General features: G+C 57.4%; 18 protein-coding genes. 3 read left to right on the top strand and 15 right to left on the bottom strand.

Features of this window, described 5'->3' with window-relative positions:
• Position 1 precedes the first annotated feature (1 nt).
• The 3 genes from LARV_RS00090 to LARV_RS00100 all read right to left on the bottom strand — a co-directional run bounded on the left by LARV_RS00090 (position 2) and on the right by LARV_RS00100 (position 6,069).
• On the bottom strand, positions 2–1,123 hold the full coding sequence (locus LARV_RS00090) for an ABC transporter permease (RefSeq protein WP_083522197.1): 1,122 nt from the start codon (positions 1,121–1,123) through the stop codon (positions 2–4).
• Positions 1,124–1,208: 85 nt separating this feature from the next.
• Positions 1,209–3,779, bottom strand: a complete 2,571-nt coding sequence (locus tag LARV_RS00095; protein WP_172797741.1) for an ABC transporter substrate-binding protein — start codon at positions 3,777–3,779, stop codon at positions 1,209–1,211.
• 343 nt (positions 3,780–4,122) lie between these two features.
• Positions 4,123–6,069, bottom strand: coding sequence for a peptide ABC transporter substrate-binding protein (locus tag LARV_RS00100; RefSeq protein ID WP_075071730.1), 1,947 nt, complete (start codon positions 6,067–6,069; stop codon positions 4,123–4,125).
• A 362-nt stretch (positions 6,070–6,431) separates the two neighbouring features.
• Between LARV_RS00100 and LARV_RS00105 the strand changes: the two genes are divergently transcribed.
• Complete coding sequence (locus LARV_RS00105; RefSeq protein WP_075071731.1) at positions 6,432–7,352, top strand: branched-chain amino acid transaminase; 921 nt, start codon at positions 6,432–6,434, stop codon at positions 7,350–7,352.
• A gap of 155 nt (positions 7,353–7,507) precedes the next feature.
• Here the strand turns inward: LARV_RS00105 and LARV_RS00110 are convergent, their stop codons facing one another.
• The 6 genes from LARV_RS00110 to LARV_RS00135 all read right to left on the bottom strand — a co-directional run bounded on the left by LARV_RS00110 (position 7,508) and on the right by LARV_RS00135 (position 14,951).
• Complete coding sequence (locus tag LARV_RS00110) at positions 7,508–8,548, bottom strand: ABC transporter permease (protein WP_083522199.1); 1,041 nt, start codon at positions 8,546–8,548, stop codon at positions 7,508–7,510.
• A 10-nt stretch (positions 8,549–8,558) separates the two neighbouring features.
• A complete protein-coding gene (locus LARV_RS00115; RefSeq protein WP_075071732.1) occupies positions 8,559–9,623 on the bottom strand; it encodes an ABC transporter permease in 1,065 nt (354 codons plus the stop codon).
• 144 nt (positions 9,624–9,767) lie between these two features.
• Positions 9,768–11,837 carry an ABC transporter substrate-binding protein gene (locus LARV_RS00120; protein WP_083522200.1) on the bottom strand — a complete coding sequence of 690 codons (2,070 nt, stop codon included), beginning with the start codon at positions 11,835–11,837 and terminating at the stop codon, positions 9,768–9,770.
• Between the two features lie 109 nt (positions 11,838–11,946).
• Positions 11,947–12,924, bottom strand: a complete 978-nt coding sequence (locus tag LARV_RS00125) for an ABC transporter ATP-binding protein (RefSeq protein WP_075071734.1) — start codon at positions 12,922–12,924, stop codon at positions 11,947–11,949.
• Positions 12,921–13,913: an ABC transporter ATP-binding protein gene (locus LARV_RS00130; protein WP_075071735.1), complete on the bottom strand. Its 993-nt coding sequence runs from the start codon at positions 13,911–13,913 to the stop codon at positions 12,921–12,923. The genes LARV_RS00125 and LARV_RS00130 overlap by 4 nt, the downstream gene beginning before the upstream one ends.
• Before the next feature lie 186 nt (positions 13,914–14,099).
• A complete protein-coding gene (locus tag LARV_RS00135; protein ID WP_152031642.1) occupies positions 14,100–14,951 on the bottom strand; it encodes a hypothetical protein in 852 nt (283 codons plus the stop codon).
• 211 nt (positions 14,952–15,162) lie between these two features.
• Between LARV_RS00135 and LARV_RS00140 the strand changes: the two genes are divergently transcribed.
• Positions 15,163–15,912: a serine hydrolase gene (locus LARV_RS00140; RefSeq protein ID WP_075071737.1), complete on the top strand. Its 750-nt coding sequence runs from the start codon at positions 15,163–15,165 to the stop codon at positions 15,910–15,912.
• Positions 15,913–15,926: 14 nt separating this feature from the next.
• Here the strand turns inward: LARV_RS00140 and LARV_RS00145 are convergent, their stop codons facing one another.
• The 6 genes from LARV_RS00145 to LARV_RS00170 form a co-directional block, all read right to left on the bottom strand.
• The gene (locus LARV_RS00145; protein WP_075071738.1) at positions 15,927–16,748 is read right to left on the bottom strand and encodes a hypothetical protein; all 822 of its coding nucleotides are present in this window, start codon (positions 16,746–16,748) and stop codon (positions 15,927–15,929) included.
• A gap of 193 nt (positions 16,749–16,941) precedes the next feature.
• On the bottom strand, positions 16,942–17,940 hold the full coding sequence (locus LARV_RS00150) for a C40 family peptidase (RefSeq protein ID WP_075071739.1): 999 nt from the start codon (positions 17,938–17,940) through the stop codon (positions 16,942–16,944).
• Between the two features lie 27 nt (positions 17,941–17,967).
• Positions 17,968–18,990, bottom strand: a complete 1,023-nt coding sequence (locus tag LARV_RS00155) for a dipeptide epimerase (RefSeq protein ID WP_075071740.1) — start codon at positions 18,988–18,990, stop codon at positions 17,968–17,970.
• Positions 18,991–19,018: 28 nt separating this feature from the next.
• Positions 19,019–19,951, bottom strand: coding sequence for a ribosome small subunit-dependent GTPase A (gene rsgA, locus LARV_RS00160; RefSeq protein ID WP_075071741.1), 933 nt, complete (start codon positions 19,949–19,951; stop codon positions 19,019–19,021).
• Complete coding sequence (locus tag LARV_RS00165) at positions 19,948–22,185, bottom strand: penicillin-binding transpeptidase domain-containing protein (RefSeq protein ID WP_075071742.1); 2,238 nt, start codon at positions 22,183–22,185, stop codon at positions 19,948–19,950. Before LARV_RS00165 ends, rsgA begins: the two co-directional genes overlap by 4 nt.
• Before the next feature lie 30 nt (positions 22,186–22,215).
• The gene (locus LARV_RS00170; protein WP_075071743.1) at positions 22,216–22,881 is read right to left on the bottom strand and encodes a Maf family protein; all 666 of its coding nucleotides are present in this window, start codon (positions 22,879–22,881) and stop codon (positions 22,216–22,218) included.
• Positions 22,882–23,608: 727 nt separating this feature from the next.
• Here LARV_RS00170 and LARV_RS19790 point away from each other — a divergent pair.
• Positions 23,609–24,790, top strand: coding sequence for an LCP family protein (locus tag LARV_RS19790; protein ID WP_083522203.1), 1,182 nt, complete (start codon positions 23,609–23,611; stop codon positions 24,788–24,790).
• Positions 24,791–24,847: the final 57 nt, after the last annotated feature.

Here is a 24,847-nt window from a genome sequence, read left to right on the forward strand (position 1 = left end):
ATTAGCGTCCCCCACCCACTTTTACGCGCGGATCAACCAGCGCATAAACAAAATCAAGGATGAAAACCGTGATCGCCAGCAGGTAGGCATAGATAATGGTCGAACCCACAATCACCGAGGTCTCGTACAAACCAATCGCGGTGTACAATGTGCGGCCCAGACCAGGCCACAGAAATATCGTTTCGGTGATGGTAGCGCCTGTCCACAGGGTGATCACCAGCAGGGCGAAATTGGTGATGATGGTGGGCAGCGTGGGGCGCAAAATGTAGCGGCGCTCGATATCGCGGGATGACAGGCCTTTCGCCTTAGCCATGTCCACGTAATCTTCACTGGAATAGATCAAGAAGAACGTTCGCCAGTTATAGATGCTGAGGAACAGCGAACTGATGATCAACGAAAAACCGGGCAGGATCAAATGCCGGAGCAAACTAACCAGATATGCTCCGGTCGTGTTGGGGGGCGGCGAATCCACCATCCCACCAAACGGCAGAATTCTGAGAACCGCGGCAAAAATCAAGATGAAAAAGATGCCGTAGAACCAGGGTGGCACGGATGAAGTTGGAGATAATGCAATGACGATTTTATCCCAGAAACTGCCATAATTACGCGATAGGACCAATGCGATGAAAACACTGCCGAAAAACAGGAAAAGCTGTGATGTCCCCATCAAGAGAAGCGTGGCGGGCAGGCGCTCGAGGATGATCAATCGAACCGAACGCGAACCGCTGTCGCTGGACATGTTCACAGCTGTACCCAGTTCCAGGCGCAAGGAATTCAAGAGGAATGTAAAGGAACGGACTACGAAAGGTTGATCCAACCCCATGCGTTTTTCTTGCAGGGCGATCATTTCATCTTGCATTTTCTTGCGTACATCTGCCGTCATCGGTGATTTTGATGCGATGGCAGCAACCTGCGCAGTTACGCTTTCGCGGATACTGTTCTTCTGAATCTCATCGACCTTGCCACCCATGTTGGCAATCAATATGGTGAGGTAAAGGCCAATCACCACAGTGACGAATAAGATCAACAAACGAACACCCGCATAACGCATCACCCGGGTAAAGGTGGATGTGGAGGTTGTTCGTTTCTTTGCTCCCTCGGCTGTCCGGAGTACTGTTGCCATATCCTGTCCTCGCTAGTAGGATGGATAGGGGCAAGGTTTTGCCCTTGCCCCTATCCCTTTCATTCCTTACTGAAAACCAACAGCCTTACGGCGCTGTAACGAATTCGATAGAGGTGAACGTCGGTTGGCTGACTACCAACGGAACCACCGCGACCTCGAGCTTGTTGGAACCAGCTTCGAGCTTGGAGGTGATTTCTGCGGGCAGAACGATCTGATACTGACCATCGGCTACAGCGGTAGCAGCTTCAACGGTCACGATTTCGTTCTTGGCGTTGTAGAGCAGGAACTTGACAGAGCTGATCTCGGATTGAGGATAGGGCTGATCTTTGAAGGTCACGAAGACATCAAAGGTGGCTGCCTCACCGGTCTTCACCTGGCCGGGGCCGTCCAGGGTTACATCGGCGATCTTGGGTTCAGCGTAGTTCGACCAGCGGTCCGCCAGATCAGGATAATCGGCGAAGTTCTTGAGAACCAGGCTCTTCTCGGTCAGATAGGCCTTGTCGAGATAGTACGGGCCGGTGCCGATCTTGAAGTGACCGTGCTCGCCGTACCAGGCCTTGAGAGCTTCGTAGCGGGCGACAGCTTCGTCAGCGGTCATGTACTGGCTCAGGGTCGGGGCATACGGGACGTACTTGTCGGCGATCGCCTTATCCAGGTACTTGGCCAGGATTTCGAGGCTCGGGCCACCGATGTCACTGGTCTGTTCGATCTTGGCCGCGATGGCCTTGTCGGCAGAGTAGGCCAGCTCACCATTGGCTTCCGCCAGGTTGGCGACGGCGATGAAGTCCCAGTTGGACTCTTCGACGTTGTTGGCGTAGTTCGGCCAGAGCGCCGGGATGCACAGTTCAGCATCCAGGCTGTAGAGATCGCTGTAGTAATCGACAACCAACGGATCGACCGAGACGATCTTCATACCCTTGAAGGCGGACATGAAGACATCGTAGATCGGAACCGACTGTTCGTCATAGATCGCGCTGTCCTGTTTGGCGCGGTCGAAGCTCATGATCATCGACATGACGAAATCGGACACCGACAGGTTCTGGCCATCGTGCCATTTGACGGTCTTGAACATGTCAGCCGGATAGGTCATGGTGACTTTGGTATTCGCAGTCTGGCCATCGGGGAACTTGGTGTCGGCGGTGATGAAGGTCTGCGCCTTGGCATCCCAGTCAACCCATACATCGCCAGGAACCTTGATTTCGGGCTCGAAGGACAGCGTTACCCAATCATAGGTCTTGGAAATGGGCAGGCCTTCCTTGGCAACCACATCCGCCTTCTCGAGGCGCATCGGCCAGACCAAACCGGTGAAGGGATCATACATGACATCAGCGCCGGAAATGGCGGTGATGGCGGCCTTGTCGAAGGTCCAGTTGCCACCCGCGACAGGGTTCCAGGGCTCGGCGAACATGTCCTGGGTCGCCCACTTCATCGTCCCGCCTTCTTTATCCTTGAAGCGCAGGGTGAACGGGAAGATCTTGCCACTTTCGATACCGGCAGCCAAATCGGCGGTTGCGACAACGTCGTTGTTATACGGCGTGAAATTCTTGCCGTCGATCAGGAAGACCTGCAGGGAGTCCTGGAGTGAGAGCTCGAGGGCCTTGGCCATCATGTCATGGCGTTCCTGTTTGGTCTTGAAATCGGAAGCGTACAGGCGATCACCCAAAGTCTTGAATTCGGGATCCGAGACGTTTTCCAGGAAAGCCGGCAAACCCTGCTGGCTGGAGTTCAAGTACATTTCCTGGAAGATATTGCTCTGATCGCGATCGAGAACGGTGGCGGACCAGGCAGCGGTGTAGATGTGCCACTGGCCGTCTTTCGGTTCGGAACCGATCCAGATCGGGGAGGCTTCGGAACCCTTCTTGTACTGGCGATCGACGGTGAAACCGAGGGTTTCCAACTGAGTGGAAACATAGTCGCCCATCGGGATACGGGTGCCGTCGGAGTCATTGCGGATGATGAAGATCAGGGTAACGGGAGAACCCTTATATTGCCACTTGCCATCGTCTCCCATCGTCGCGCCCAGGCCTTCCATCTCGGCGGTGATGACTTCTTTGGCCTTGTCCATGTTGTAAGCGTATTTGGCTTCCAATTCACGGGCAACGTCCGCCAGGTCGGCGTAATCAGGGAACTGGGTGGTGATGGCGAACCACTTGGGCAGCGCGCCGCCAGCGAAGATTTCCTGATTCAAATAGTCACGATCAACAGCCCAGTTCATGGCTTCGCGAATCTTGCGATCGGAGAATGGGTTCAATCTTCCATCGTTGAATTCGGGACCGGCAGGGTTGAAGAGCAGATCGTAATACAGGCCATTGTTGGTTGAATAGCTGAGGCCGGCTTCCTTGATGGCGGGCAGGTCAGCGGATGAAAGGCCAGCGGCGTAGATATCAATGGCGCCAGCTTTCAACTGAGTAACGGCGGATTCGGCGGTTACGACCGAGAAGTCGATTTCATCCAACCAACCACCATGCCGAGTTGTCGGGGCTACGGTCGGAGCTGCAGTTGGCTCAGCAGTGGGGGCTTCAGTGGCAACCGGTGCTGTAGTAGGCTCAGTGGTAGTCGGAGCCTCGGTTGCAGGAGTTGCCTGCGCGCACGCAGACAATACCATACTGGCGAGCAACAGGATGCTCACCACGAGCAACAACTTACTCTTCTTCATGTCCTTCTCCTCCATAAGATTAGATCCGGGACTTGTGGGTGCAAGAACTGCACATTGAGATTATTCGGCATCGGCGCCGCCGATTAGGGAAATTCAGGCCGCGACAAGGCCTACTTATCTCTCCACGGGAAGATCAGCCGCAGGATTACGGCTGTACGAAAATTAAAGCATAGAAAAAGGCGGAAGTCAAGAATACGGGAGAATAGTCTATTTATAAACTAGACTACTGTCTTATGATTAGTCATATATGAGAGGTGACAAAAGACGTATTCACTGCTGAAAACGTCTTTTGTCACATAAAAATCCTTCTATTTCGGCAATGGGCAATGGATCGAGCAGAGCATCAGGGCGTGCACGTCACACCATAATCATAACTTTCGACGCCCCAGAATTCATTCCGCGCGCTGACATCCAGGCTGAACCCGCAAAAATCAGGTCGGCTGACCGAAATCTTCAACCGGTACAGGAGCGGGATGACAGGTAAATCGGTGACGAATTTCTCCTGCACCGCGTGATGGGCCTGCAGACCTTCGGGCTGTTCGGGGTTGGCCAGTTCAGCGGCCCGGCAGGCTGCGTCATATTCTACGCTGCTGTAGCCGGTAATATTCGCGCCTACCCACAGGTTCTGGGCATTGGGGATCTGGGGGGTGGTATATAAATAACACGGCGTGCCCTTGCCCGCCTGCCAGGCGAATTCGGCCAGGTCGAACTTGCGGCCGAACAAATCGCCATCCGGGCCTGCGGTGTACAACTGTTCTGGGCTCAGCGTGTTTATCTTGACCTCGATGCCACATTGCTTGAGCATGCCCGAGATCTTCTCGGCCATTTGCTGGCGCAAGCCAGCCTGGGTGGTCAAATAGGTTACGCTAAAGGGCGTTCCGGCTGGCGCGGTGCCCGTTCCATTGGCCTGCAATGGCGTTTCAGGATCACCGTCCTGATCCACCCAGCCCGCCTCAGCCAGCAGGCTGGCGGCTCTTTGCGGATCGTAGCCTTGAACGCTCAGATCGGTCGCCAGCCATGGATGCGTGGGCGCCAAAAAACTGTTTGGCGCGGCGGATTGTCCCGCCATCAGGTCGGTATTGAGCGCTTCCCGGTTGATACATGCCGCCACCGCCTGGCGGACGCGCACATCGCTGAAGAAATCGGCCCGGTCGCTTTCGGGTTGGTAACCATCGTCATAGGAAGCCGGGACGATGCCGAAATCGAGATGTTCCCACTCCGGCCCCTGCCCGATGTAGGCTTTCAACTTGCCGCTGTTTTGCAATTCAAGCACCGCGCTGAGCTGATCCTCCAACAGCGTCGATTGGTCGATCAGGTCGCATTCACCGGTCAGCATTGCGGCCAGATCGGTATTCCCGTCCGCTGAGAGGAATCGATACGTCAGGGTGTCGAACTTGGGCAATCCCTCACCGGCGCGAAAATAGGCGGGGTTCTTCTTCAATGTGATGTGGTCGCCGGCTGTCCATTCATCGATGACGTAAGCGCCCCAGCCCAGAGGTTTGCGATTGGCGTCATCGCTGGTGAGCAGTTCAGCAGCACTGTGTCCTCCCCAGGCATGTTGCGGCAGCGGCTGCCAGAAATGATCGGCAAACCGGTGAGTGACGTACCCGGGTTTGCCCGTCCAGCGTACGGTCAGGTCATCCACGGCCTCGTAGGCTGCGGTGCGATCCGCCAGTGTTTTTGAAACCGGCGTGGCCGCATCGGAAGCGAGCTGGTAAGAAAACAATGAATCCTGGGCAGTCACTGCAGTACCGTCTGACCATTGCACGCCGTTGATGAGTTTGAAGGTAATTTGCAGGCTGTCCATCTGTAATTCGCTCTGCCCGTCCCATTCGATGGCGCAGCTCATATCGCGGCAGCCGCTCGGGAACACCTTTGCACCTTTTGCCAGCGTCACCAGATCGCCGTTGGCATCCAACACCTCGTCTCCGGCTTTGACCGCCGCCGGTTGGTAGATGGCATCACCGTCGCTCAGGCTGGGGATCTTTTCCAGGATGACCGGCTGAGCCTCGAAATTGTGGGTGTCAACAGGCCCGTCATAAACGGCTTCCAACACGCTCCACGAACTTCGCGTTGTGCTGCCGTAGATGTACAGGCTTTGTGGTTCCTGGCCCAGGCAGATCGTCAGGCTGCGCGGTGGTTCCGGTGTGGCCGTCGGGGTTGGCAGCACCTCGGTGGCCGTTGGAGTGGGTGTCGGCAACCCCGCGGATTGGCAGGCCGCCAGAATCGCGCCGAGAAGGATCAATGCAAACAGTGGAATTATGTTTCGCGTGAAGTGAAAGCGTTTCACGAATCTTCTCCAACTTTTTCCAGATTTGATACCGAATGGAACCCGAATATCCTCCCCATTATACTTTTGAATCCGCCGGCTTTGCCGACTTGCAATCGGATTGCAGAATCCCGCCAGCCGGCTTCCATCCCTTGACAGTACCCTCCGAACTCATACAATTGGGGAAATTTATCGTCGGATTCTCCCTCTTTTCATGTACAACTCAAACGGCCTTATTCTTACCCTCCATCTGGCTCTGCTTATTCCGAGCCTTTTTCAGCATGGGCGGTGAGTGCCAGGCCATTTCGGATCGCAGAAGGATCTACCCCACCAAATAACCGCCCTCCGGGCGGTTTTTTTATTCTGTTTATCGGAGGAGCCCCATGTCGATTGCTGATATTCGTTATATCTGGATGGATGGTAAGCTGGTCGAACCGCAAAACGCCACCGTGCCTTTTCTGAGCACGGCGCTGCATTACGGGTTATCCGTGTTCGAAGGGATTCGTTGTTACGACACCGCCCGCGGGCCGGCGGTCTTTCGCCTGCGCGAGCATATTCACCGCCTGTTCGATTCGGCGAAGGTACTCGGCTTTCGCGACATACCCTACAGCGAATCCGAGCTTTGCGAGGCCGTCAAAGAAACCGTGCGCGCCAACCAGATGCGTTACGGTTACATTCGACCGCTCATATATCACGACTCACCGGATTTTTCCTTCAACCTCGGCGGCGGTTCCGCCCACGTGGGCATTGCGGCCTGGCCGTGGGGCGCCTATCTGGGCGAAGAAGCCGCCGAAAAGGGCGTGCGCGCCAATGTCTCTTCCTTCCTCCATCATCACGTCAACGTTACTATGACCAAGGCCAAGATCGGTGGAAATTATGTCAGCAGCGCCCTGGCGAAGACGGAATCGATCCGCCTGGGCTTCGATGAGGCCATCATGCTCGACCCGCAGGGTTACGTGGCCGAGTGCAGCGGCGAGAATCTGTTCCTGGTCCGCGGAAAACGCATCCTCACCCCGCACAGCGCATCCATTCTCGAAGGCATCACGCGCGATACCATTCTCACGTTATGCAGCGACCTGGGCTACACGGTCGTCGAGGAGCCCGTCAGCCGGGACCAGCTCTACATTGCCGATGAGGTATTCTTCAGCGGCACGGCCGCCGAACTGGTGGCCGTTACCGAAATCGACTTTCGAACCATCGGCAGTGGGCGCATGGGAACGGTGACACGCCAGATTCAACAATCCTTCGGCGCCGTGGTGCGCGGCGAGCACCCGCTTTCAGAAGGTTGGCTGGCCTACCTCTAGGCCCGACTCACGCCAAAAGCATTCGTCCGGTCATCAATCTTCCCATTGATTCCGGTTTTCCGAGTCAACAAAGCAGCGTTATCTGGACAAAAAAATCTCCTTGCCGGGATGACCGGCAAGGAGATTTGCCTCGTTGAGTGAAATGCAGATCGGGGTTACGACTTGCCGCGCATTCTCGGATCGAGCACGTCGCGGACGGCATCGCCGACCAGGTTCCAGCCCATGACAAAGAACATCAAGATCAGGCCGGGCCACACGACGATGTACCAATAGTGCTGCAGGCTGGTGATCCAGTTGCGGGCAAAGCTGAGCAACTGGCCCCAATCCGCGTAACCGAGCGGGCTGCCGATGCCCAGGAAGGATAGGGCAGCAAAGTTGAGCACCACATCGCCGATGCCGAGTGAGGCCAACACCATGACCGGGAAAATGGCGTTCGGCAGAATGTGGCGGAAGAGGATGCGGCCGTCCTTGACACCCACCACCCGCGCGGCCAGGACGAAATCGCGTTCCTTGATGGAGAGGATATCACCGCGGATGACGCGGGCATAGGTCATCCATCCGAACGCTGTAATGGCCACGATTGGCGGGAACAGGGTCTTTCCCAGGATTGGCGTCAACACAGCCGACAGGATCAATGCCGCCAGAATATACGGCAGCGTCATGAAGATATCGACAATGCGCATGAGGACATTATCAATGATGCCTCCGTAATAGGCCGAAAGGGACCCGATGATCACGCCGATCAAGAAAGTGGCGACAACCACAACAAAGCCGGTTTTAAAGGCCGTGCGCGTGCCCCAGATGAGCCCGTAGAAAATATCGTACTGGCCCTGGGCGGTGCCCAGCAAATGCACCCACTTGGTCTTGCCCGTCAGCGGCGTGTACCAGAATGGGATATCCGGCGCGTTCTTTTTCCATTCGGAGCCCATTGGTTTCGGTTCATTGCTGAAGCCGTCGCGAGGGATCTTGTACGGATCCTTGGTGACGGGCGGGCAAATGATCGGAGCCGCCAGGGCGATGATGATGAACAGGATGATCAGGATGAACCCAATCACCGAGGCCGGCGTCTTTACCAATCCACGGATAATCCGGTAGTTTTCAGGACCCAGGAAACGTTCAAGGCGTCCGATCTTGCGAACCGGCAGCGCATCGCGCAGCAGGCTGTTATCACCCACAGGTGGATTTGCTACAGTCATGGAGTTCTCCTTAAGCTAAACGCACGCGCGGATCGATGACGCCGTAAAGGATATCGACGACCAGGTTGGCTACGATCAGGATCAGACCGTTGAAGACCGCGAAGCCCAGAACGGTGACGACATCCAGGTTTTGAGCCGCATTTGCCGCCGCCTGGCCAATGCCAGGGTAATTGAACACGGTTTCGGTGATGACGACGCCGCCCAGCAGACCCACCACCTGGCCGCCGGCCAGGGTGACGATGGGGATCATGGCGTTCGGGCGGGCATGCTTGTTGATGACATCCTTCTCAGCCAGGCCCTTGGCGCGAGCCGTTACCACATAATCCTGGCGCAGGGTTTCCAGCATGGAGGAGCGGGTGACACGCACGAAGGTCGCCCAGTTGATATAGGACAGGGTGAGGATCGGCAGGATCATGTGCCGCAGCGCATCCCAGAAGATGTCCAAACGGCCGTTGAGCAGGGCGTCGATGGTCAATAGATGCGTATAAGAATGGAATTGGCCAGCAAACATCAATTGAGAGACCCAATCCGACATCTTGCCCGGTGGGAACCAACCCAAGTTGGCATAGAAGATCATCAACACCAGCAGGCCAAATACGAAGGTCGGGAAGGAGGTTCCGACGATACTAAAGATGCGGGCCGCCTGGTCGGCAATCCCATTCTGATGAACGGCGGCCTGGACGCCCATCCAGATACCCACGGAGAGCATCGGGAAAACCGTCCACAGGGCAAGGTCCAGTGTATTCGGGAAACGGTTTTTGATCAGATCGATCACATCCTGCGAAGCGGTACGGGAATAACCGAAATCGCCAAAGAGGATACCGCCCTTGCGTTGGCCGGTGACTACATCCTTATGTCCCACCAACCAGCGCCAATACTGCTCGTAGAGCGGTTTATCCAGGCCATATTTGGTGATGATCCCCTGGATTTGTTTATCGCTCTTCGGAAAATCCCGCACATAGAGAGCCGAACGCTCCACAGGTCCCAGGAATTGGATCATCGCAAAAATAATGACGGTGACGCCAAACAGCAGGACGGGGATGAGCAGAAGACGGCGGATAATATAATTGGTCATCGAATCACCTCAACAAGGATTTTGCCGTTCGGAATGGATTGAAATCCTTTTTCAGTCCATTCCAAGATGCAAAATGCGGGGGGAGGAGCATGCGGGGAGGGTTGCTCCCCGCATGCTGTCATTCAAATCGTTACGATCTCAGTTCTACTCAATATTGAAATTGAATAGAATGACATCCTGCTGCAGGCCAGGTTGGCCAATGTGCAGACGGAACGGATGCTGGGCCATATCCCAGGTCGGTTTTTCGCCGTCTTTGCAGGGCGTGAAGGCTTCGACACCCAACTTGCTGGAGTCGTAAGCGCAGACCGTTTGATCGGGACCGTAGCTGAGGGTTGTGGGATCATAGACCTGCATCACACCCACCATCGGGTCGACCTGCGGCCGGTTCTCGACAGGGACGTAGATGATATCGGCATCGCCAGCCTGGAACATTGCGAAGCGGGTACCGAATTCAGGGATGATCTTGATGCTGACGGTGTTAACCTTGGCGGGATCGCCCCAGTAACCATCGAACTTGGTCAGAACAGTTTCCTGGCCAGGAGTCCAGTGATCCAGCTTGAAGGGGCCGGTGCCGTTGGCGATCGCGGAGAAGGGATCGTCAGCGGAGGTCATGCCGTAGAAGTTCTGCCAGGTGTCGCAAGTGCCGTCCCAGCCGCCCTTCTCCATGACCCATTCCTTGTCCATGATGGAACCCCAGCCATTCGCGAGGGTCGCCAGGAAGGGGCCCCAGGCCTGAGCCAGGGTCATGGTCACGGTGCCGGCAGCGTCATCGGCAACGATGGCCTTCTGGACGGTTTCGCAGGCAGCCTTGAGTTTGGCAGGATCGTTCTTCATCAAGGTTTCGCGGTCGTCAGCGGAAGCGCCGCCGTCCACGATCATGGTGATGTCGTCGTTGCCAATGCCCAGGAAGGGTTCAGCCAGCAGCAACTGCGGGGAGGAATAACCGCCCTGCAGCAGACCGCGCTGTAAAGTGTAAGCAACATCCGACGGGGTCAGATCGCCGCCTTCATGGAACTTCACACCCTGGCGAATCTTGAAGGTCCAGACCTTGCCATCATCCGAGGTTGTCCAGGATTCGGCCAGTTGGGGCACGAATTCGCTCGGTTTGGCGCCATCATAGAACACAAGGCCTTCGTAGACGTTCTGGATGATTTCGCCGCTGGCGGTATCGTAAGCCAGAGCGGGATCCAGGGTGTCGGTGTCACCGGAGGTGGCCATGACGATGGAGGTCGGATCCTTGGCGGCATCGGTCTTCGAGATCGTCTTGTAGTAGACGTTCGAGAAGATCGGGTTCATGACGCGGCCTTCGACCCAGGTCTGTTCGTACGCGTGCTGGGTAACCAGTACCAACGGGATACCCGGGACATCATCGTAGTACAACTGGTTCAATTGTTTGTAGACTTCGGTGCGCTGAGCCGGATCGGTCAGGCCCACACCCTTGATCAGCAGGTCTTTGAAGGCAGCCTTCATGTCATCGGGCATGTTCTGGCGGGCGCCATAAGTGCCGACGGTGTAGGGCTGATACCAGTTATGCGGGTCGTGGATATCTTCCAACCAACCAGCGGTCATGATCGGGATCTTGTGCGCGCGCTGGGCAGCCAGGTAAGCAGGCCAGGGCAGGCCAAGGATTTCGACGACGAATTTTTCATTGACCGCGGCGAGGTTGGCCTGAAGGATTTCGGCCATAACCTGGCGAGTGGTGTTGCCCGTGTTGTAGAGCATCTGAACACGGAAACCCATGTCCCAGACATCACCGGTGTCATCACCAGCCGCAACGCCGTTCTTATTGACGTCGGCCAGTTTGAATTCCTCGGCGCATTTATCCAGATCCAGCGTATAGTGCGGGGCTTCGGTGTCATAGCCGGGCATGCCGGGCAGAGGCAGCGTGAAGGACTGCACAGCTTCGCCTTTGTACACATCATTGATGACGGTATCCCAGTCAAAGCAGTAGGCAAACGCCTTGCGGATGTGAACATCCTGGAAGAAATCAGCGGGGATGCCATTGCCATCCAGCTTGTTCGAGCCCATGTAGGGGTTCAGAGATACTTCGGCGGGGGCAGCTTCGGTCGCCGCAGGAGCAGCTTCGGTCGCCGCGGGGGCAGCCTCGGTCGCCGCGGGGGCAACGACGGTGGCGGTGGGTGTTGCGGTGGCGCAGGCGGTGAGGACCATGCTCAGGACCATCAATACGCCCAACACATTCATTAACTTACGCATTGTTTCTCCTCCTTGAAAGAGATGTGTAGTGAAACAAATTGGGATTGGGATGGGAGACTAATCATTTACGGTATCGAAAATGCATCACCTCCTTATCTCGCGAAAGATGCTAGATTTTTAGGCAAGCTGCGAAATGGCCCGGTTTGATCTCGCGGAACTCAGGCTTCACTTCGGCGCAATGCGCATCCGCAATGGGACAGCGCGTGCGGAAACGGCAGCCAGAGGGCGGGTTCACCGGGGAAGGCACGTCGCCTTCCAATACTTTTCGGTGGTGTGTTTCGCTGTAAACGGGATCGGCCACCGGAATAGCTGAAAGCAGAGCCTGGGTATAGGGATGCAGTGGATTGCGATACAGTTCGTTGCGATCGGTAAGTTCGACGATGATACCCAGGTACATTACAGCCACGCGGTCGCTGATATGCCGGACCATCGAGAGATCATGGGCGATGAATAAATAGGTCAGCCCGAATTCCCGCTGCAGGTCTTCCAGTAGATTGACGACCTGGGCCTGGATGGAAACATCCAGCGCGGAAATGGGTTCATCGCACACGATAAAGGACGGATTCATGGCCAGCGCGCGGGCAATTCCAATGCGCTGGCGTTGGCCGCCCGAGAATTCGTGCGGATAACGTTGGCCGTAATCCGGATTGAGACGCACCAGCTTGAGCAGATGCGCCACCCGTTCGTCGATCTCCTTGCCGCTGGCGGCGCCAAATGCCATCAGCGGTTCGCCGATAATGTCGCGCACAGTCATACGCGGGTTCAGGCTGGCGTAGGGATCCTGGAAGATCATCTGCATTTCGCGGCGCATCTGGCGCATGGGCTCTGGATGAAGTTTGGTCAGATCCGTATCTTTGAAATAGACCTTGCCAGAAGTGGGTTTGTAGAGTTGCAAAATGGTGCGGCCCGTGGTCGATTTTCCACACCCGGATTCACCAACCAGACCCAGCGTTTCGCCTTTCTTTACCTGGAAAGAAATGCCATCCACCGCATGCACGGCGCCCACCTGCCGGCGGATCACGCCGCGGTAGATCGGGAAATGCATCACCAGGTTGTCAACGGTTACTATGGTTTCTGAATTGGTCATGCGTGCTTACTCCCATTCGAGGTATCAACCCAACAAGCGACACGATGATTGGCGCCAATTTCTTCGAGTTTCGGATTTTCAATCCAACATCGTTCGGTCACCCATGCACAGCGTGGAGCGAATGGGCAGGAAGTGGGTTTTTGATAGAGCACCGGAGGCATGCCCTCGATCGAGAACAAGCGGGTTCGGGCTTCTTCGTGAATCTTCGGCAGGCTTCCCAGCAAGCCCAACGTGTACGGGTGGCGGGGTTTAGCGTAGAGTTCCTTGATTTCAGCCTCTTCGATGATGAATCCACCGTACATGACCATCACGCGTTGCGCCAATCCGGCGACAACGCCCAGGTCGTGCGTGATCCAGATGATCGCCATGCCCAGTTCCTGGCGCAGGCGAACCACGAGATCGACGATTTGAGCCTGAATGGTGACATCCAGGGCGGTGGTGGGTTCATCGGCAATCAAGATTTGCGGATTGCAGGATAGCGCCATGGCAATCATGACACGCTGGCGCATACCGCCAGAATATTGATGCGGGTAATCCTTCAAGCGTTCTTCGGCCCGCGGAATGCCGACCAGGCCGAGCAGTTCGATGGACCGCTTGCGCGCTTGCTCGCGGGTCATATTCAGATGCAGCATCAGGGGTTCGGCGAGTTGCTGGCCGATGGTCAAAACCGGATTCAAGGAGGTCATTGGATCCTGGAAGACCATGCTGATTTGACCGCCCCGGACGGCGCGAATTTCCTCGGGATTCAATTTGAGCAAGTCCTTACCGTGAAAAATCGCCTTTCCCGCAACCGTCTTACCGGGTGGGGATTGAATCAGCCGCAAAACGGACAGCATTGTTACGCTTTTTCCGCACCCGCTCTCTCCGACCACGCCCAGTGTTTCCCCTTCAGCCAAATCAAAGGAGACGCCATTTACGGCATGTACGATGCCTTCAGGTGTTTTAAATTGTGTCTCGAGGTCTTGTACGCTTAACAGATGATCAACCATCTACACATCCTCAGTGATTAGGTATCGGGATATTTAAATTTGCAAAAGGGGGAAGATCGAGCATTCGTTCCTATAGTTTACAATTAAAAATTATAGGAGAATATTGATTATACTCTAAATTTTCTGAATAATCGTCAGATATTTGTCATGAATGATCGCATTAATAAGAGAAGAGGAACGCCCACTTCAACGAAAAGCATATCGGGACGGTTCCATTTTTATGCCGTTGTACTTGCACATCGTGGGTTGGTTGTAGATGACCGAGCAGCGCGCCCACTTTCCATTGAAATCAATCAGAATATCCACCTGGCCCAGGGTCCGGTCGAAGGCAATCAAGGTCAATGTTCGCGGCCGGGTAATCAATCCATCCAGGTTCTTTACAACCGTGAGGCGTTTTTGCCGGGCGAGAATCGGCGATATTTCTTTGCCTTGATTATCGGCCGCGTACTGAATCAGGTTATCCATGATCTGGACCGGCTCTCGAAAGAGGCGGTTCAATAGATCGTCGGCCGAATTTCCAGCGATCGTAAACAGTGCCAGGCTGATCAAAAGCGGCGTGATGAGCGAGAGCGTTCCAGTGGTCAACATTGCCTGATCGAGCAGGTGAATTTCCATCAAGCCGCACACCAGGCACATGAAACCGATCACGATCAACCCGATGATCTTGAATTGGATTTCGTTATCGATCGGCGGGAAATAGATCAGATCCGTTATCTTTGGCGTAAAGAATCTCAAAAAAGCCGGCGTAAACTTTAGGGGTAACCACATGACCAACCAGACAAACAGACAGGCCAGCAGCGCCCACAACAATAAAGCCACCCAGATCCGTTCGATGCGGATGGTCAACCAGCCCACCAGAGCACCCGCCATCACGCAAATCAACAGGCCGGGTACGAATTTCAGCAGCGGAAAGGTTGCATGAGCCTGCATCAGCAAAAAAGCATCCACCCCCCAGGCAGTCATCGAAAAAGCCAACCCTGCCACAATGCCAAAAAGCAGGCCCATTCTCTGTTTCCTGGATGAAAACTGTGCGTTCATGAACCTTTCTCCTCTCCGGAGAGGTCGCCCGGCTACTGATAATCCATCCCGGCTATGAAGGTTTTGTGAATTCGGGGAATGTCAATTTCAATATATCACAAATCCGACACTCTGAAAGTCCTGTTTTTCAAAGAAGATCGATTATATCCGATCTTGCTTTTTTACAAAAATTCTCGATGCGGATTAAAATCACCCTTATCTGGAGATGAGCATGCAAACGACGATCGATTCTTGTGAGATGCTTTTGAAACCACTGGCCTGCCGGTATGCCTTTTACTTTGAAGCAGCCGGGCACAATCCGGTGCAGGCAGCCAATTGCCAGCGTTTTCGGTCCGCTTCCATCATCAAAGTCCCCATTCTGCTGGCCTGGGCCTGGCTGGAACGGGCCGGTGAAGTCGATCAGGGTGAAATTTGCGATCTGGACGCCGAACCACCGGTGCGCGGATCGGGTTTTGCGTGGCGAATGCAGGCCCGTCGCCTGCCCTACCATGACGTGCTGTTAATGATGATCGCCACCAGCGACAATCTGTGCACGAATCTGGTCATCCGGCGGATCGGGATGAAACGATTGCAGGCGATCATCCACGACGCGTTGGACCTGCCCGGCGCAGAACTGCAGCGCAGGCTGATGGATTACGAGGCGCGCGCAAAAGGATTGGATAATTTTGTCAGCCCCGCGGCGTTGATTCGCTGCTTTGAACTGGTGGATGGCTTGCCGGCCGAACAGAAAACCTGGGTGGATGCGATGCTGGTCTGCAACCAGGACGCGGCCCTGTTGGCGCGCGACCATCCGCGCGACACGCTCGACTTCTATCACAAAACCGGTTCGATGGACGGCGTGTTGAACGATTGGGGTTACACGCGCGACAGGCGCATCTTCCTGCTTACGGAAGGTTTTTCCGCCGAGCTGCCCGTTTTCGAGGTCTTCGGCCGGCTCGGCCGGCTGCTGTTGGAAGGGTAAGGCCGGGATTCGAACTATTGTCCGGCGAGCGAACACATGGTCGGCTGGTTGACCATGACGGTGCAGGTCGCCAGATTCCCATCGAAGTCGGCCAGAATATCGATTTGCCACATGGATGAATCGAAGCCGATGACCGTCAATTTACGCGGGCGGTCGACCAGGCCGGTAATTTCCTTGACCACGGAAAGCCGTTTTTCGCGGGCCAGGCTCGCGGATACTTCTTTGCCCTCGTTATCGACGGCGAACTGAATCACATCATTCAGGGCCTGGATGGGCTCACGTAAATTCCGGTTCAAGAGATCATCCGCCGAAATACCGGCAAAACCAAATAACGCCAGGCTGATGAGCAGCGGCGTAAGAATGGCCATGCCGCCCTGTGAAATCATGGCCTGATCGATCAGATGGACTTCGAGCAAACCACACACCAGCGAGACAAAGGCAACCACCAGGAAAACAAACGCGGCAATTTGGGTCTTTCCATCGATGGCCGAAAAATGGAAAAAATGGGTTGCCTGGGGATTGAAAGCCTTTTGCAGACCCGGCGCCAGTTGGAGAGGCAGCCAGAGCACCAGCCAGGAGAGAAAAACGGCCAGGGCAAGCCAGAGCAGAATGGCGAGTTTGGCTTTTTCAAAACGGATGGACAGCCAGCCGACCACTCCACCAGCCGCGACGCTCATGGCCATTCCCGGCAGGAATTTTACGAACGGCGTCGCGGAATGCGCCAGCGCCAGTTGGACGGCGTCCGTGCCCCAGGTGGTTATGCTAAAAGCCAGCCCCGCGATGATTCCGAACAACAGGCCGAGAAGCCTTTTGCGATCGGTAAATTCTTTCGTCATGCCCCAGCTCCGAGAAATCCCATCCGACGGATGTGTATGCGTTTATTGATTACAAAAAAGGTGAAGGTTGAACTTAACTATATCATGAAATGCCGGGCGCACACGCGGGATAAGGGCCCGTGTACATTGTCATTCAGAGGCTCATTCGGCTATGCGCAGCGCAGCCGGCGGCGTTGTCCGGCCCCCAATCGGGCTAATCGATAAAAGCCGCGCCGCCTGTCAGGCTATCCCGCAAATGCGGCACTTCCCGCAAATCCTCGTCGATGGCTACGCCGTTGTGGCTGCGTGAGGAATGAATGATCTTCCAACCGCCCATGCTGACGGTCACGTGAGAAATGGACTGGCGGTCGTTGTCTTCGCCAAAGAAGACCAGGTCGCCGGGCTGGAAGGGCCCTTCGACCGCCCGACCGGCGCGGTATTGCATGTGAGCGTCGCGAGGCAGGGAAATGCCAACCATCCGGTACAGCAACTGCGCAAAACCGGAACAATCGATGCCGTTGGCTGTGCAGCCACCCCACAGGTAAGGCACGCCGATATATTCCTGCGCATCGGCCAGAATCTGCTTGCGCCGCGCGGCTGCGGATTGCGGCAGCGCATCCAGCCCGCGCAGTTCGTCCACCAGCACCCAGCCGGGAAGGTGCATGCGCACCCGCGCCCAGTCGCCTTCTACAGCATCCACCGCCACCGGAGTTCCGCCCAGCAGGCGGCTGACGATTTTAGCATCCGGCCGGGGTTCGGCCATCAGCGGGCTGACCGGTTCGACGGCCAGGTGGGTCGGTTGGGGAGGTTCGACCGGGCTGGTGAAGGGCAGGTACGCCCAGCCCAGATAACCGTCGTCCTGGCGAATCAAAGCCCACCGCTCGCGTTCTTCCAACACTTCCAGGCGGACGCCAAACGGCAACTGGCTCACCTGCTCGGCCAGCCAGCCCGGCTGGGCATGCAGGCTGGTGAGATTGGTCGCCACCCAGCGAAAAACCGGTCGCCCGGCGCGCAGAACCTTTACGCCCGAAAGGTCCAGATCCATCCCCGGCAGCGCGGCCCTCAGGGCATCCAGATTGGACCGCTCCAGCACCCGCCCGCGCAGCGCCAGGCGGCTGCCGGCCAGACGGGCAATTTGAATCTCGAACACATCCAGTTGTTTTTCGGAAAACGCCCTGCCCACTGCTGCGATGGCCGTTTCGATCGATTCCATGATTGTTCCCTCTCTCTCGACAACCTGTCAGGGTTTGAGTACCACGCCGATGCCGGCCCGCTCGGGCACGCGGATCACGGCGCCATCGCCGTAGCTCACCCCGTCGAACGGATCGTTGGCAATCAACAGCGGCGCATCCAGGTCCACCCAGTCCGCCAATCCCATCAGGTGCGCCATGGCGGTCGTGCCCAGGGAGGTCTCCACCATGCAGCCCAGCATGATGCGCATGCCCAGTTCGCGGGCCCGTTTCAACATGGCCAACGCGGGCGTCAGGCCGCCCGTCTTCATCAATTTAAGGTTCAGGCCGCGTACGCCGGCCTTGCCCAGGCGTTCGACATCCGCCAGGGTCTGCGCCGACTCATCCGCCACGATCGGGAGTGCCGTGTGCGCCTGCACGCGTCCCATGCCATCGAAATCGTGTTTGTCGAGCGGCTGCTCGACCATCTCCAGGTCGAAGCGTTCCAATTCCTTCAAGTACCGAATTGCGTCCGCTTCCTGCCAGCCGGCGTTGGCATCCACGCGCAGCTTCACATCCGGGCGCGCAGCGCGAACCGCCGCCACCCGATCGACATCCTGGGCGTCGCTGCCCAGTTTGATCTTCAAGACGCGCAAATTGGGCACGCTGCGGGCTGCTTCGGCCATCGCCTCAGGCGTATCGATGCTCAGGGTAAACGAGGTCGGTAGCGGGCGCGGAGCCGGTAACCCCAACAGGCGGTGCAAGGGCAGACGGCGTTGCCGGCCAATCCGGTCGTGCAGCGCCAGATCCAGCGCGCAGCGCGCCACCGCCGGGCCCGCGTCCCCAACCCAGGCCGGTATTCCGGCCGGATCATCCGGCAGAGGTCGGCTGCTGGCGGCCGCGCGGCTCCAGACAGCAATGATATCGGCGGTATCGACGCCGTAATACGGCGGCAGGGTGCCTTCGCCCCAGCCTTCGTCGCCGGTCAGCCTCAGCCAGAAAGCCTGGCGCGTGTCGCTGGTGCCATAAGAAACGGTGAAGGGATTGCGCAGATTGAGCGTGAGGCTTTCCCAGGTGAGCAGTGATTGTGGCATTGTTTCGCTCTTTCCAACGATCGGGGTTTTATTCGTCGGCGACCTCGAATTGAAGGCTGTCGCCGAATCGCATGCGCAAATAACTTTCGAAGCGCGCTTCGGAAACCCGGCCCTCTTCCACGGCGCGTTGGACCGCGCAGCCCGGCTCATCCAGGTGCGTGCAGTCGTTGAACTGGCAGTACTGCACCAGGTCGCGCAGTTCGGGGAAATAACCGTCCAGTTCCTCGGGTTCGGTATCCCACAGCGAAAGCTGGCGCAGGCCGGGCAAATCCACCACAAAACCGCCGTCGTTCAGGGCATACATCTCACGCACAGTGGTGGTATGGCGGCCCTTATTGAATGCTTCGCTGACCTCGCGCACCGCCAGCCCCAGTTCGGGTTGAACGGCGTTCAGCAGACTGCTCTTGCCCACCCCCGAAGGACCCGCCAGGCCGGAGCAACGCCCCACCAGCCGCTCGTGCAGTTTGCGCACGCCCTTATGCTCGGTGGCGGAAGTATAGATCACCGGATAACCGATGCGCTCATACTCGCCAAACATCTCGACGGCGGCGTGTTTGCCGACCAGATCGACCTTGTTGACCACGATGACGGGTGGAATGCCCTGCTTCTCGCACACCACCAGAAAGCGATCGAGCATGCGCAGGTGCGGCACCGGATTGGCGCAGGCAAACACCAGCACCACCTGGTCCAGGTTGGCGGCCAGCAGCTGGCGGTAGACTCCGCGCGCCGTCGGCGCCAGGCGCACCAACGCCGTCTCGCGTTCTTCGATGTGTTCGATGCTGCCATCCCCCTCCGGATGGACCTGCACCTGCACCCGGTCGCCGACGGTGATGAAATCACCGTCCGCGTGGCCTTTTTTCAAGCGGCCGCGTAAATGGCAAATGATTCTGCCTTGCGCGGTTTGAACCGTGTAGAAGCCCGATTGCAAACGAACGACGCGGCCAGAGATCAGATCGGTCATTGTTCCGGTGTTGCGGTGACCTCCGGTGTAGCGGTCTCGGTCGGAACTTCGGGCGGCACAGGGGTGTCGGTCGGTTCCTTATAAGGCGTTTCGGTCACGTAGAAAGTCGATTCCCACGGGTACAGCTTGTTGGGTTTGCCGTAGAAATAATCCTCGACGATGCGGCGGAAGATCGGCGCGGCGTAATCGGAGCCTTCGCCGGCCCGCTCGCACAATACCACCACGGCGATATCGGGTTTATCCTCGCGCCCGGCGTCGGTGTAGCCGGCAAACCAGGCGTGCGGCGTCGGGCCGTCGTTTTGGGCGGTGCCGGTTTTGCCGTAGACCGGGATCTGCAGGCCAACCATCACCCACTGAGCGGTTCCGCGCTTATCCGTTACCACGCTGCGCATGGCGTCTTGAATGGTCGCCAGGTTTTCGGGTTTGACCGGCAGCGTGCCTTTCACTTCGGGCTTGAATTCGAACACCGGGTCGCCGTCCACCGAGGTGATCTTCTCCACCACCTGCGGGCGGTACAGCGTGCCCCCGTTGCCGACAGCGGCGATGAACTCGGCCACCTGCAAAGGCGTCACCAGCAGGGTGCTCTGGCCGATGCCAAGCTGCACGGCGTCATCCTCCGATTCTGGATCCGGGACATTCCCGGTGACTTCAGAAAGCTGACCGATGCCGGTCGCTTTGCCCAATCCAAAGCTGCGCGCCATATCCGAGACGGCCGTCGGCAGGTTGTTGCGGTACAGATCGAGGCTGAGATGGTAGAACCAGATGTTGCACGAACGCATCAGGCCTTCCGGCAGGGTCAACAGCCCGGAAGGCGGCTGATCGTGCTCCAGCGTCCAATCGGTATACGTGCGCCCGGTCTCGTTGAATTCGTAGCCGCACTCATAGGTGTCATTCGCGGTGAACAGGCCGCTTTCGAGGCCCGCCGCCATGACGATGATCTTGAACACCGATCCCAGCGGATACCCCGACATGGTTGCGCGGTTGTAGAGCCGGTTTTCGGTGGTGTCATAGACCTGTTTCAACAGGTACTGGCTGTTGTTGTTGTTCGGGTCGAACAAATTGGGGTCGAATTCGGGGGTGGATACCAGCGCCAAAACCCGGCCGGTATCGCGTTCCAGCACCACGGCCGCGCCGGTGAACCCTTCCATGGCCTTCTGGGTCAGGTCCTGCAGGTTGCTGTCGATGGTGGAATAGATGTTGTAAGCCGGCTGGGCGCTGACTTCGGCCAGCCGCGTGACCGGCGTGCCGTTGGCGTCCACGATATACAACGAGGCGGCGCGAGTCCCAATCAGGTACTGTTCGCCCCATTCCTCCAGCCCCGCGCGCCCGATCTTCTCATCCCCCAGATAACCGTTTTGACGTTTTGCGGTCAGCTCCTCCGGGTAGATAAAGGAGGTATAGCCGACCACATGCGGGCCAATGCCGCCGCTGGGATAATAGCGGGTGGAATATTTGGTGGTATAAATGCCGCCGATCGTGGCAATCTGATCGCTCGCATCGTCGACATCCTGGGCCGAAGCCTCGCCGATCGGGATGTAATAATCCGGGCTTTCATCTTTATACATGGCTTCGATCCAGGCGGCCGGCTGGCCGGTCAACCGCGAAAGCAAAGCCACAGCGCGGCTTTCCATGCCGCTGTTGAATTGTCCGGGCACGATGCCAATGGCGTAGGCGTCCGATTGCACCGCCAGGGCGTTGTCATTTCGATCATAGATCGTCCCCCGCGAGGGCACTTCGACGCGCATCTGCAGTTTGTTGCCGCCCTTCAGCAGCGGGTGGATGAGCGCGTCTTCCCAGTTGATCTTCCAGGCATTTTCTTCCAGGCTCAGGTTCATCACCACATCCGCCTGCAGGTCGCCGACCAGCGCGGTGTGATAGGTGAGCTTGAAGCTGGCCTGAGCGCTGTCCGGGCGAACCAGCGTCGAGCTCAGGGTGTAATCCAGCGATTTCAGGCTGAGCGTTTCGGCTGCGTCCGTATAGCGTTTGGCAAAATCATCGCCGGTGATGGCATCCTGGCTGAGCCGGCTCAGGCTGGCGTACATCGTGGGGTAGTCGAAAGACTGCCAGGCCTTCATAAACGCCTCGGCTGTCGGGCCGACTTCGGGCGCCTGGGTTACGTTGACCTGCGGAGTCGGCAAATTGCTGCTGCCGCCAGGCAAGTTCGTCGCGCCCCCGGCGCAGCCGGCGAGAATGGACATCAGGATCAAAATGCTGAAAGCACGAAGGTTCTTCATGCGAGTGGTTTCCTCCAAAGGCGGGCGAAGCTATCCAATCGCCTCACCCCGCAATACAGCCTCAGAAATGGGGCAGTGATAATGCAAATTCTCACGGCAGATCTGCGCCACATCCACATCCGGCGCAGCCCCCCAACGGCGTAGCGCGCGCAGCAGATGGCACATCGGCAGTCCCATCACGCTGGCATAACAACCCGAAAATTGTTCAACCGGGTGAAATTCGACGCTTTGAATGGCGTAAGCGCCGGCCTTGTCCAGCGGGTCGCCGCTGGCGATATAGGCTTCCATTTCGGCGTCCGTGTAGGCGCGCATGGGCACGTTCGTGCTGCACAATTCGGTCAGCAGGCGGCCGTCCGGCGGTTCGAGCAGTGCCAGGGCGGTGTGGACCTGATGGGTTCGCCCGCGCAGCGCGTTCAACATCCCGCGCGCGCCGTTTTCGCCGTCCGGCTTGCCCAGCAAAGCGTTGCCGTCGGCCACGATGGTATCCGCGGCCAGCACCAGGCGATCGCACGAAGGATTGTGGGCGGCCGCGCGCGCCTTGCTCTCGGCCAGGCGCAGCACGTAAGGCCTGGGCAATTCGCCGGGCAGCGCCGATTCATCGATGTCGGCCGGACGGGAGACGAAATCGATCCCTAACCAGCCCAGCAACTGCCGCCGGCGCGGCGAATTGGACGCCAAGGTGATTTTCAAGTCCATTGCCGCTGATTCTATCACACTTGATTGGCCCCTGAACGCGCCGGCGTCCGTCAAGGGTACAAAAAAAACTGCGGACCCTTTCGGATCCGCAGTGATAATGAATAAGCTGTCGACAATCAGACAGCGGAGCGATGTGCCCGCCGCCGGATGTCTGGGGCAGGCAAAGTCAGGTATTCTCCCGGTCAGCGCCGGAAGCTGGATCAGTACTTGTCGGTCGGCTTGTACAGTGTTCGATCATGTCCCTATCGATTGGCGTCTCTATGGTTGGCAAGAAAGCTGAAGGCGACGAACATCAGGAAGATCGCACCGACTACCAGATAAACTACGGATGCCATCATGCACCTCCTCCTCATCGGGCAGAAAACGCACAGGTAAATCCCCAAATGCCCTTATTACTATATTAACCCGCCGGATCCCAAAAAGCATCGCTCTTCCGACGAGATTGGGGATCAATCTTTGGAGGGAGGTCGCAGCTATCCATACGACCAGGTCGCAGAGCTGTTGCCCCCTGCCTTGCGCCTGAGATTTCACATTCATTTTACGCAAAGCCCGTTAAAAAGGACTCAACAAGTATGTCAGGCCGACAGTTGGCAGGGGTGACCTCACTCGATTCTATATACGCATTAAAGACGCCAAAGTTGCGCAAATGGTTCCCGTTACGGGACATTTTTCTGGGCTATAATCCTCGAAAGCATTCCATATTCGAGGGTAAACCGCAAGGCCATCCATGAGCAGGAATTCCGCGCGAAAAAGAGGAATCGGGGTGTTGATCTGGACCGTCCTACTCGCGGCTTGGGTCGTGGTTGGCTGCCAACCCCCGGCGCAGGTCACCCCGGGCGTCACGTCCTCACCTTCCCCGACGTCCTCGCAGGTCACGCCGACCCCGCGCCGCACGGCCACCTACCTTCCCCCACGCCTGACGCCGATCACGCCCATCCCCGCGCCGATCAGCGGCGTAAGCGTCCCGGATGAGGTGCAGGCGTTCGTCATCCTGGGGACGGATCAATACTCGCCCTACGTCGGGAACACCGAGTCGATGACCCTGGTGGTCTATCACCCCCGCCTGGGACGGGCCGCGCTCATCTCCATCCCGCCGGATTTATTCGTCAACATTCCGGGATACACCATGCAGCGCATCAGCACGGCCTACGCCGTGGGCGGTTTTCGCATGCTGGCCGACGCGCTGGAGTACAACCTGGGCGTCCGCCCGCAGCATTACATCCTCGTCCATCCGGACGACCTGATCAATTTCATCGACGAACTCGGCGGCCTGCAGGTGACCGTGCTGACCAATCTGCAACGCGCGTGCGGCTCGCTGCCCGGCGGCACCGTCAATCTGAGCGGCGAAGAGGTGCTGTGCTACGCCAGCGCGCTGATCGGAGGGAACGAAAAGGATCGCCTTGCCCGCCAGCAGGAAGTGCTCAACGAGGTCTTCCTGCGCATGACCTCGAGCGGCGGGTTGGTCCGTATTCCCGAAATCTACGCCAACTACCGGCCCTTTATCGAGACCGATATCCAATTGCAAACCATCACCGATTCGATCGGCCTGATGCTGCGCTTGAGTTCGCCGGATCACATCGGTTCGTTCTTCATCGATTCCAGCGTTTACACGCCCTGGCGAATCCCCGATCAGGTCGATGTGACCGTTTATCTGCCGCAACAAACGGCCCTGGCCGAGCGCATCCAGGAAGCCCTGGATTACGTCCTGGTTCCCATGCCCTTCTCTGAAGTGGTGCTGACCTACGAGGCCGCCCTGACCATTTCGCCCACGCCCACCGAGACCAACACGCCTACGCCAACCGGCACAGCCACCGACACGCCCACGCCGACGCCCATTCCCACCCTGACGCCGCTGGGCACATCGACGCCCACCACAACGGTCACACCCACCGCATCGGTAACACCCTGAAACAGAAAGCATACCTCATTCACTCCTAACTGATCACCCATCCACTATCCCTGCGCG

It is taken from the genome of Longilinea arvoryzae (assembly GCF_001050235.1).
Lineage (GTDB): Bacteria > Chloroflexota > Anaerolineae > Anaerolineales > Anaerolineaceae > Longilinea > Longilinea arvoryzae.

What these genes read in the sequence shown, in the direction of transcription:
- LARV_RS00170 (WP_075071743.1), bottom strand. Translation starts at nt 22,881, where the DNA reads ATGGACTTGAAAATCACCTTGGCGTCCAATTCGCCGCGCCGGCGGCAG.
- LARV_RS00090 (WP_083522197.1), bottom strand. Translation starts at nt 1,123, where the DNA reads ATGGCAACAGTACTCCGGACAGCCGAGGGAGCAAAGAAACGAACAACC.
- LARV_RS00125 (WP_075071734.1), bottom strand. Translation starts at nt 12,924, where the DNA reads ATGACCAATTCAGAAACCATAGTAACCGTTGACAACCTGGTGATGCAT.
- LARV_RS00095 (WP_172797741.1), bottom strand. Translation starts at nt 3,779, where the DNA reads ATGAAGAAGAGTAAGTTGTTGCTCGTGGTGAGCATCCTGTTGCTCGCC.
- rsgA (WP_075071741.1), bottom strand. Translation starts at nt 19,951, where the DNA reads ATGACCGATCTGATCTCTGGCCGCGTCGTTCGTTTGCAATCGGGCTTC.
- LARV_RS00150 (WP_075071739.1), bottom strand. Translation starts at nt 17,940, where the DNA reads ATGGAATCGATCGAAACGGCCATCGCAGCAGTGGGCAGGGCGTTTTCC.
- LARV_RS00135 (WP_152031642.1), bottom strand. Translation starts at nt 14,951, where the DNA reads ATGAACGCACAGTTTTCATCCAGGAAACAGAGAATGGGCCTGCTTTTT.
- LARV_RS00165 (WP_075071742.1), bottom strand. Translation starts at nt 22,185, where the DNA reads ATGAAGAACCTTCGTGCTTTCAGCATTTTGATCCTGATGTCCATTCTC.
- LARV_RS19790 (WP_083522203.1), top strand. Translation starts at nt 23,609, where the DNA reads ATGAGCAGGAATTCCGCGCGAAAAAGAGGAATCGGGGTGTTGATCTGG.
- LARV_RS00140 (WP_075071737.1), top strand. Translation starts at nt 15,163, where the DNA reads ATGCAAACGACGATCGATTCTTGTGAGATGCTTTTGAAACCACTGGCC.
- LARV_RS00155 (WP_075071740.1), bottom strand. Translation starts at nt 18,990, where the DNA reads ATGCCACAATCACTGCTCACCTGGGAAAGCCTCACGCTCAATCTGCGC.
- LARV_RS00130 (WP_075071735.1), bottom strand. Translation starts at nt 13,913, where the DNA reads ATGGTTGATCATCTGTTAAGCGTACAAGACCTCGAGACACAATTTAAA.
- LARV_RS00105 (WP_075071731.1), top strand. Translation starts at nt 6,432, where the DNA reads ATGTCGATTGCTGATATTCGTTATATCTGGATGGATGGTAAGCTGGTC.
- LARV_RS00120 (WP_083522200.1), bottom strand. Translation starts at nt 11,837, where the DNA reads ATGCGTAAGTTAATGAATGTGTTGGGCGTATTGATGGTCCTGAGCATG.
- LARV_RS00110 (WP_083522199.1), bottom strand. Translation starts at nt 8,548, where the DNA reads ATGACTGTAGCAAATCCACCTGTGGGTGATAACAGCCTGCTGCGCGAT.
- LARV_RS00145 (WP_075071738.1), bottom strand. Translation starts at nt 16,748, where the DNA reads ATGACGAAAGAATTTACCGATCGCAAAAGGCTTCTCGGCCTGTTGTTC.
- LARV_RS00115 (WP_075071732.1), bottom strand. Translation starts at nt 9,623, where the DNA reads ATGACCAATTATATTATCCGCCGTCTTCTGCTCATCCCCGTCCTGCTG.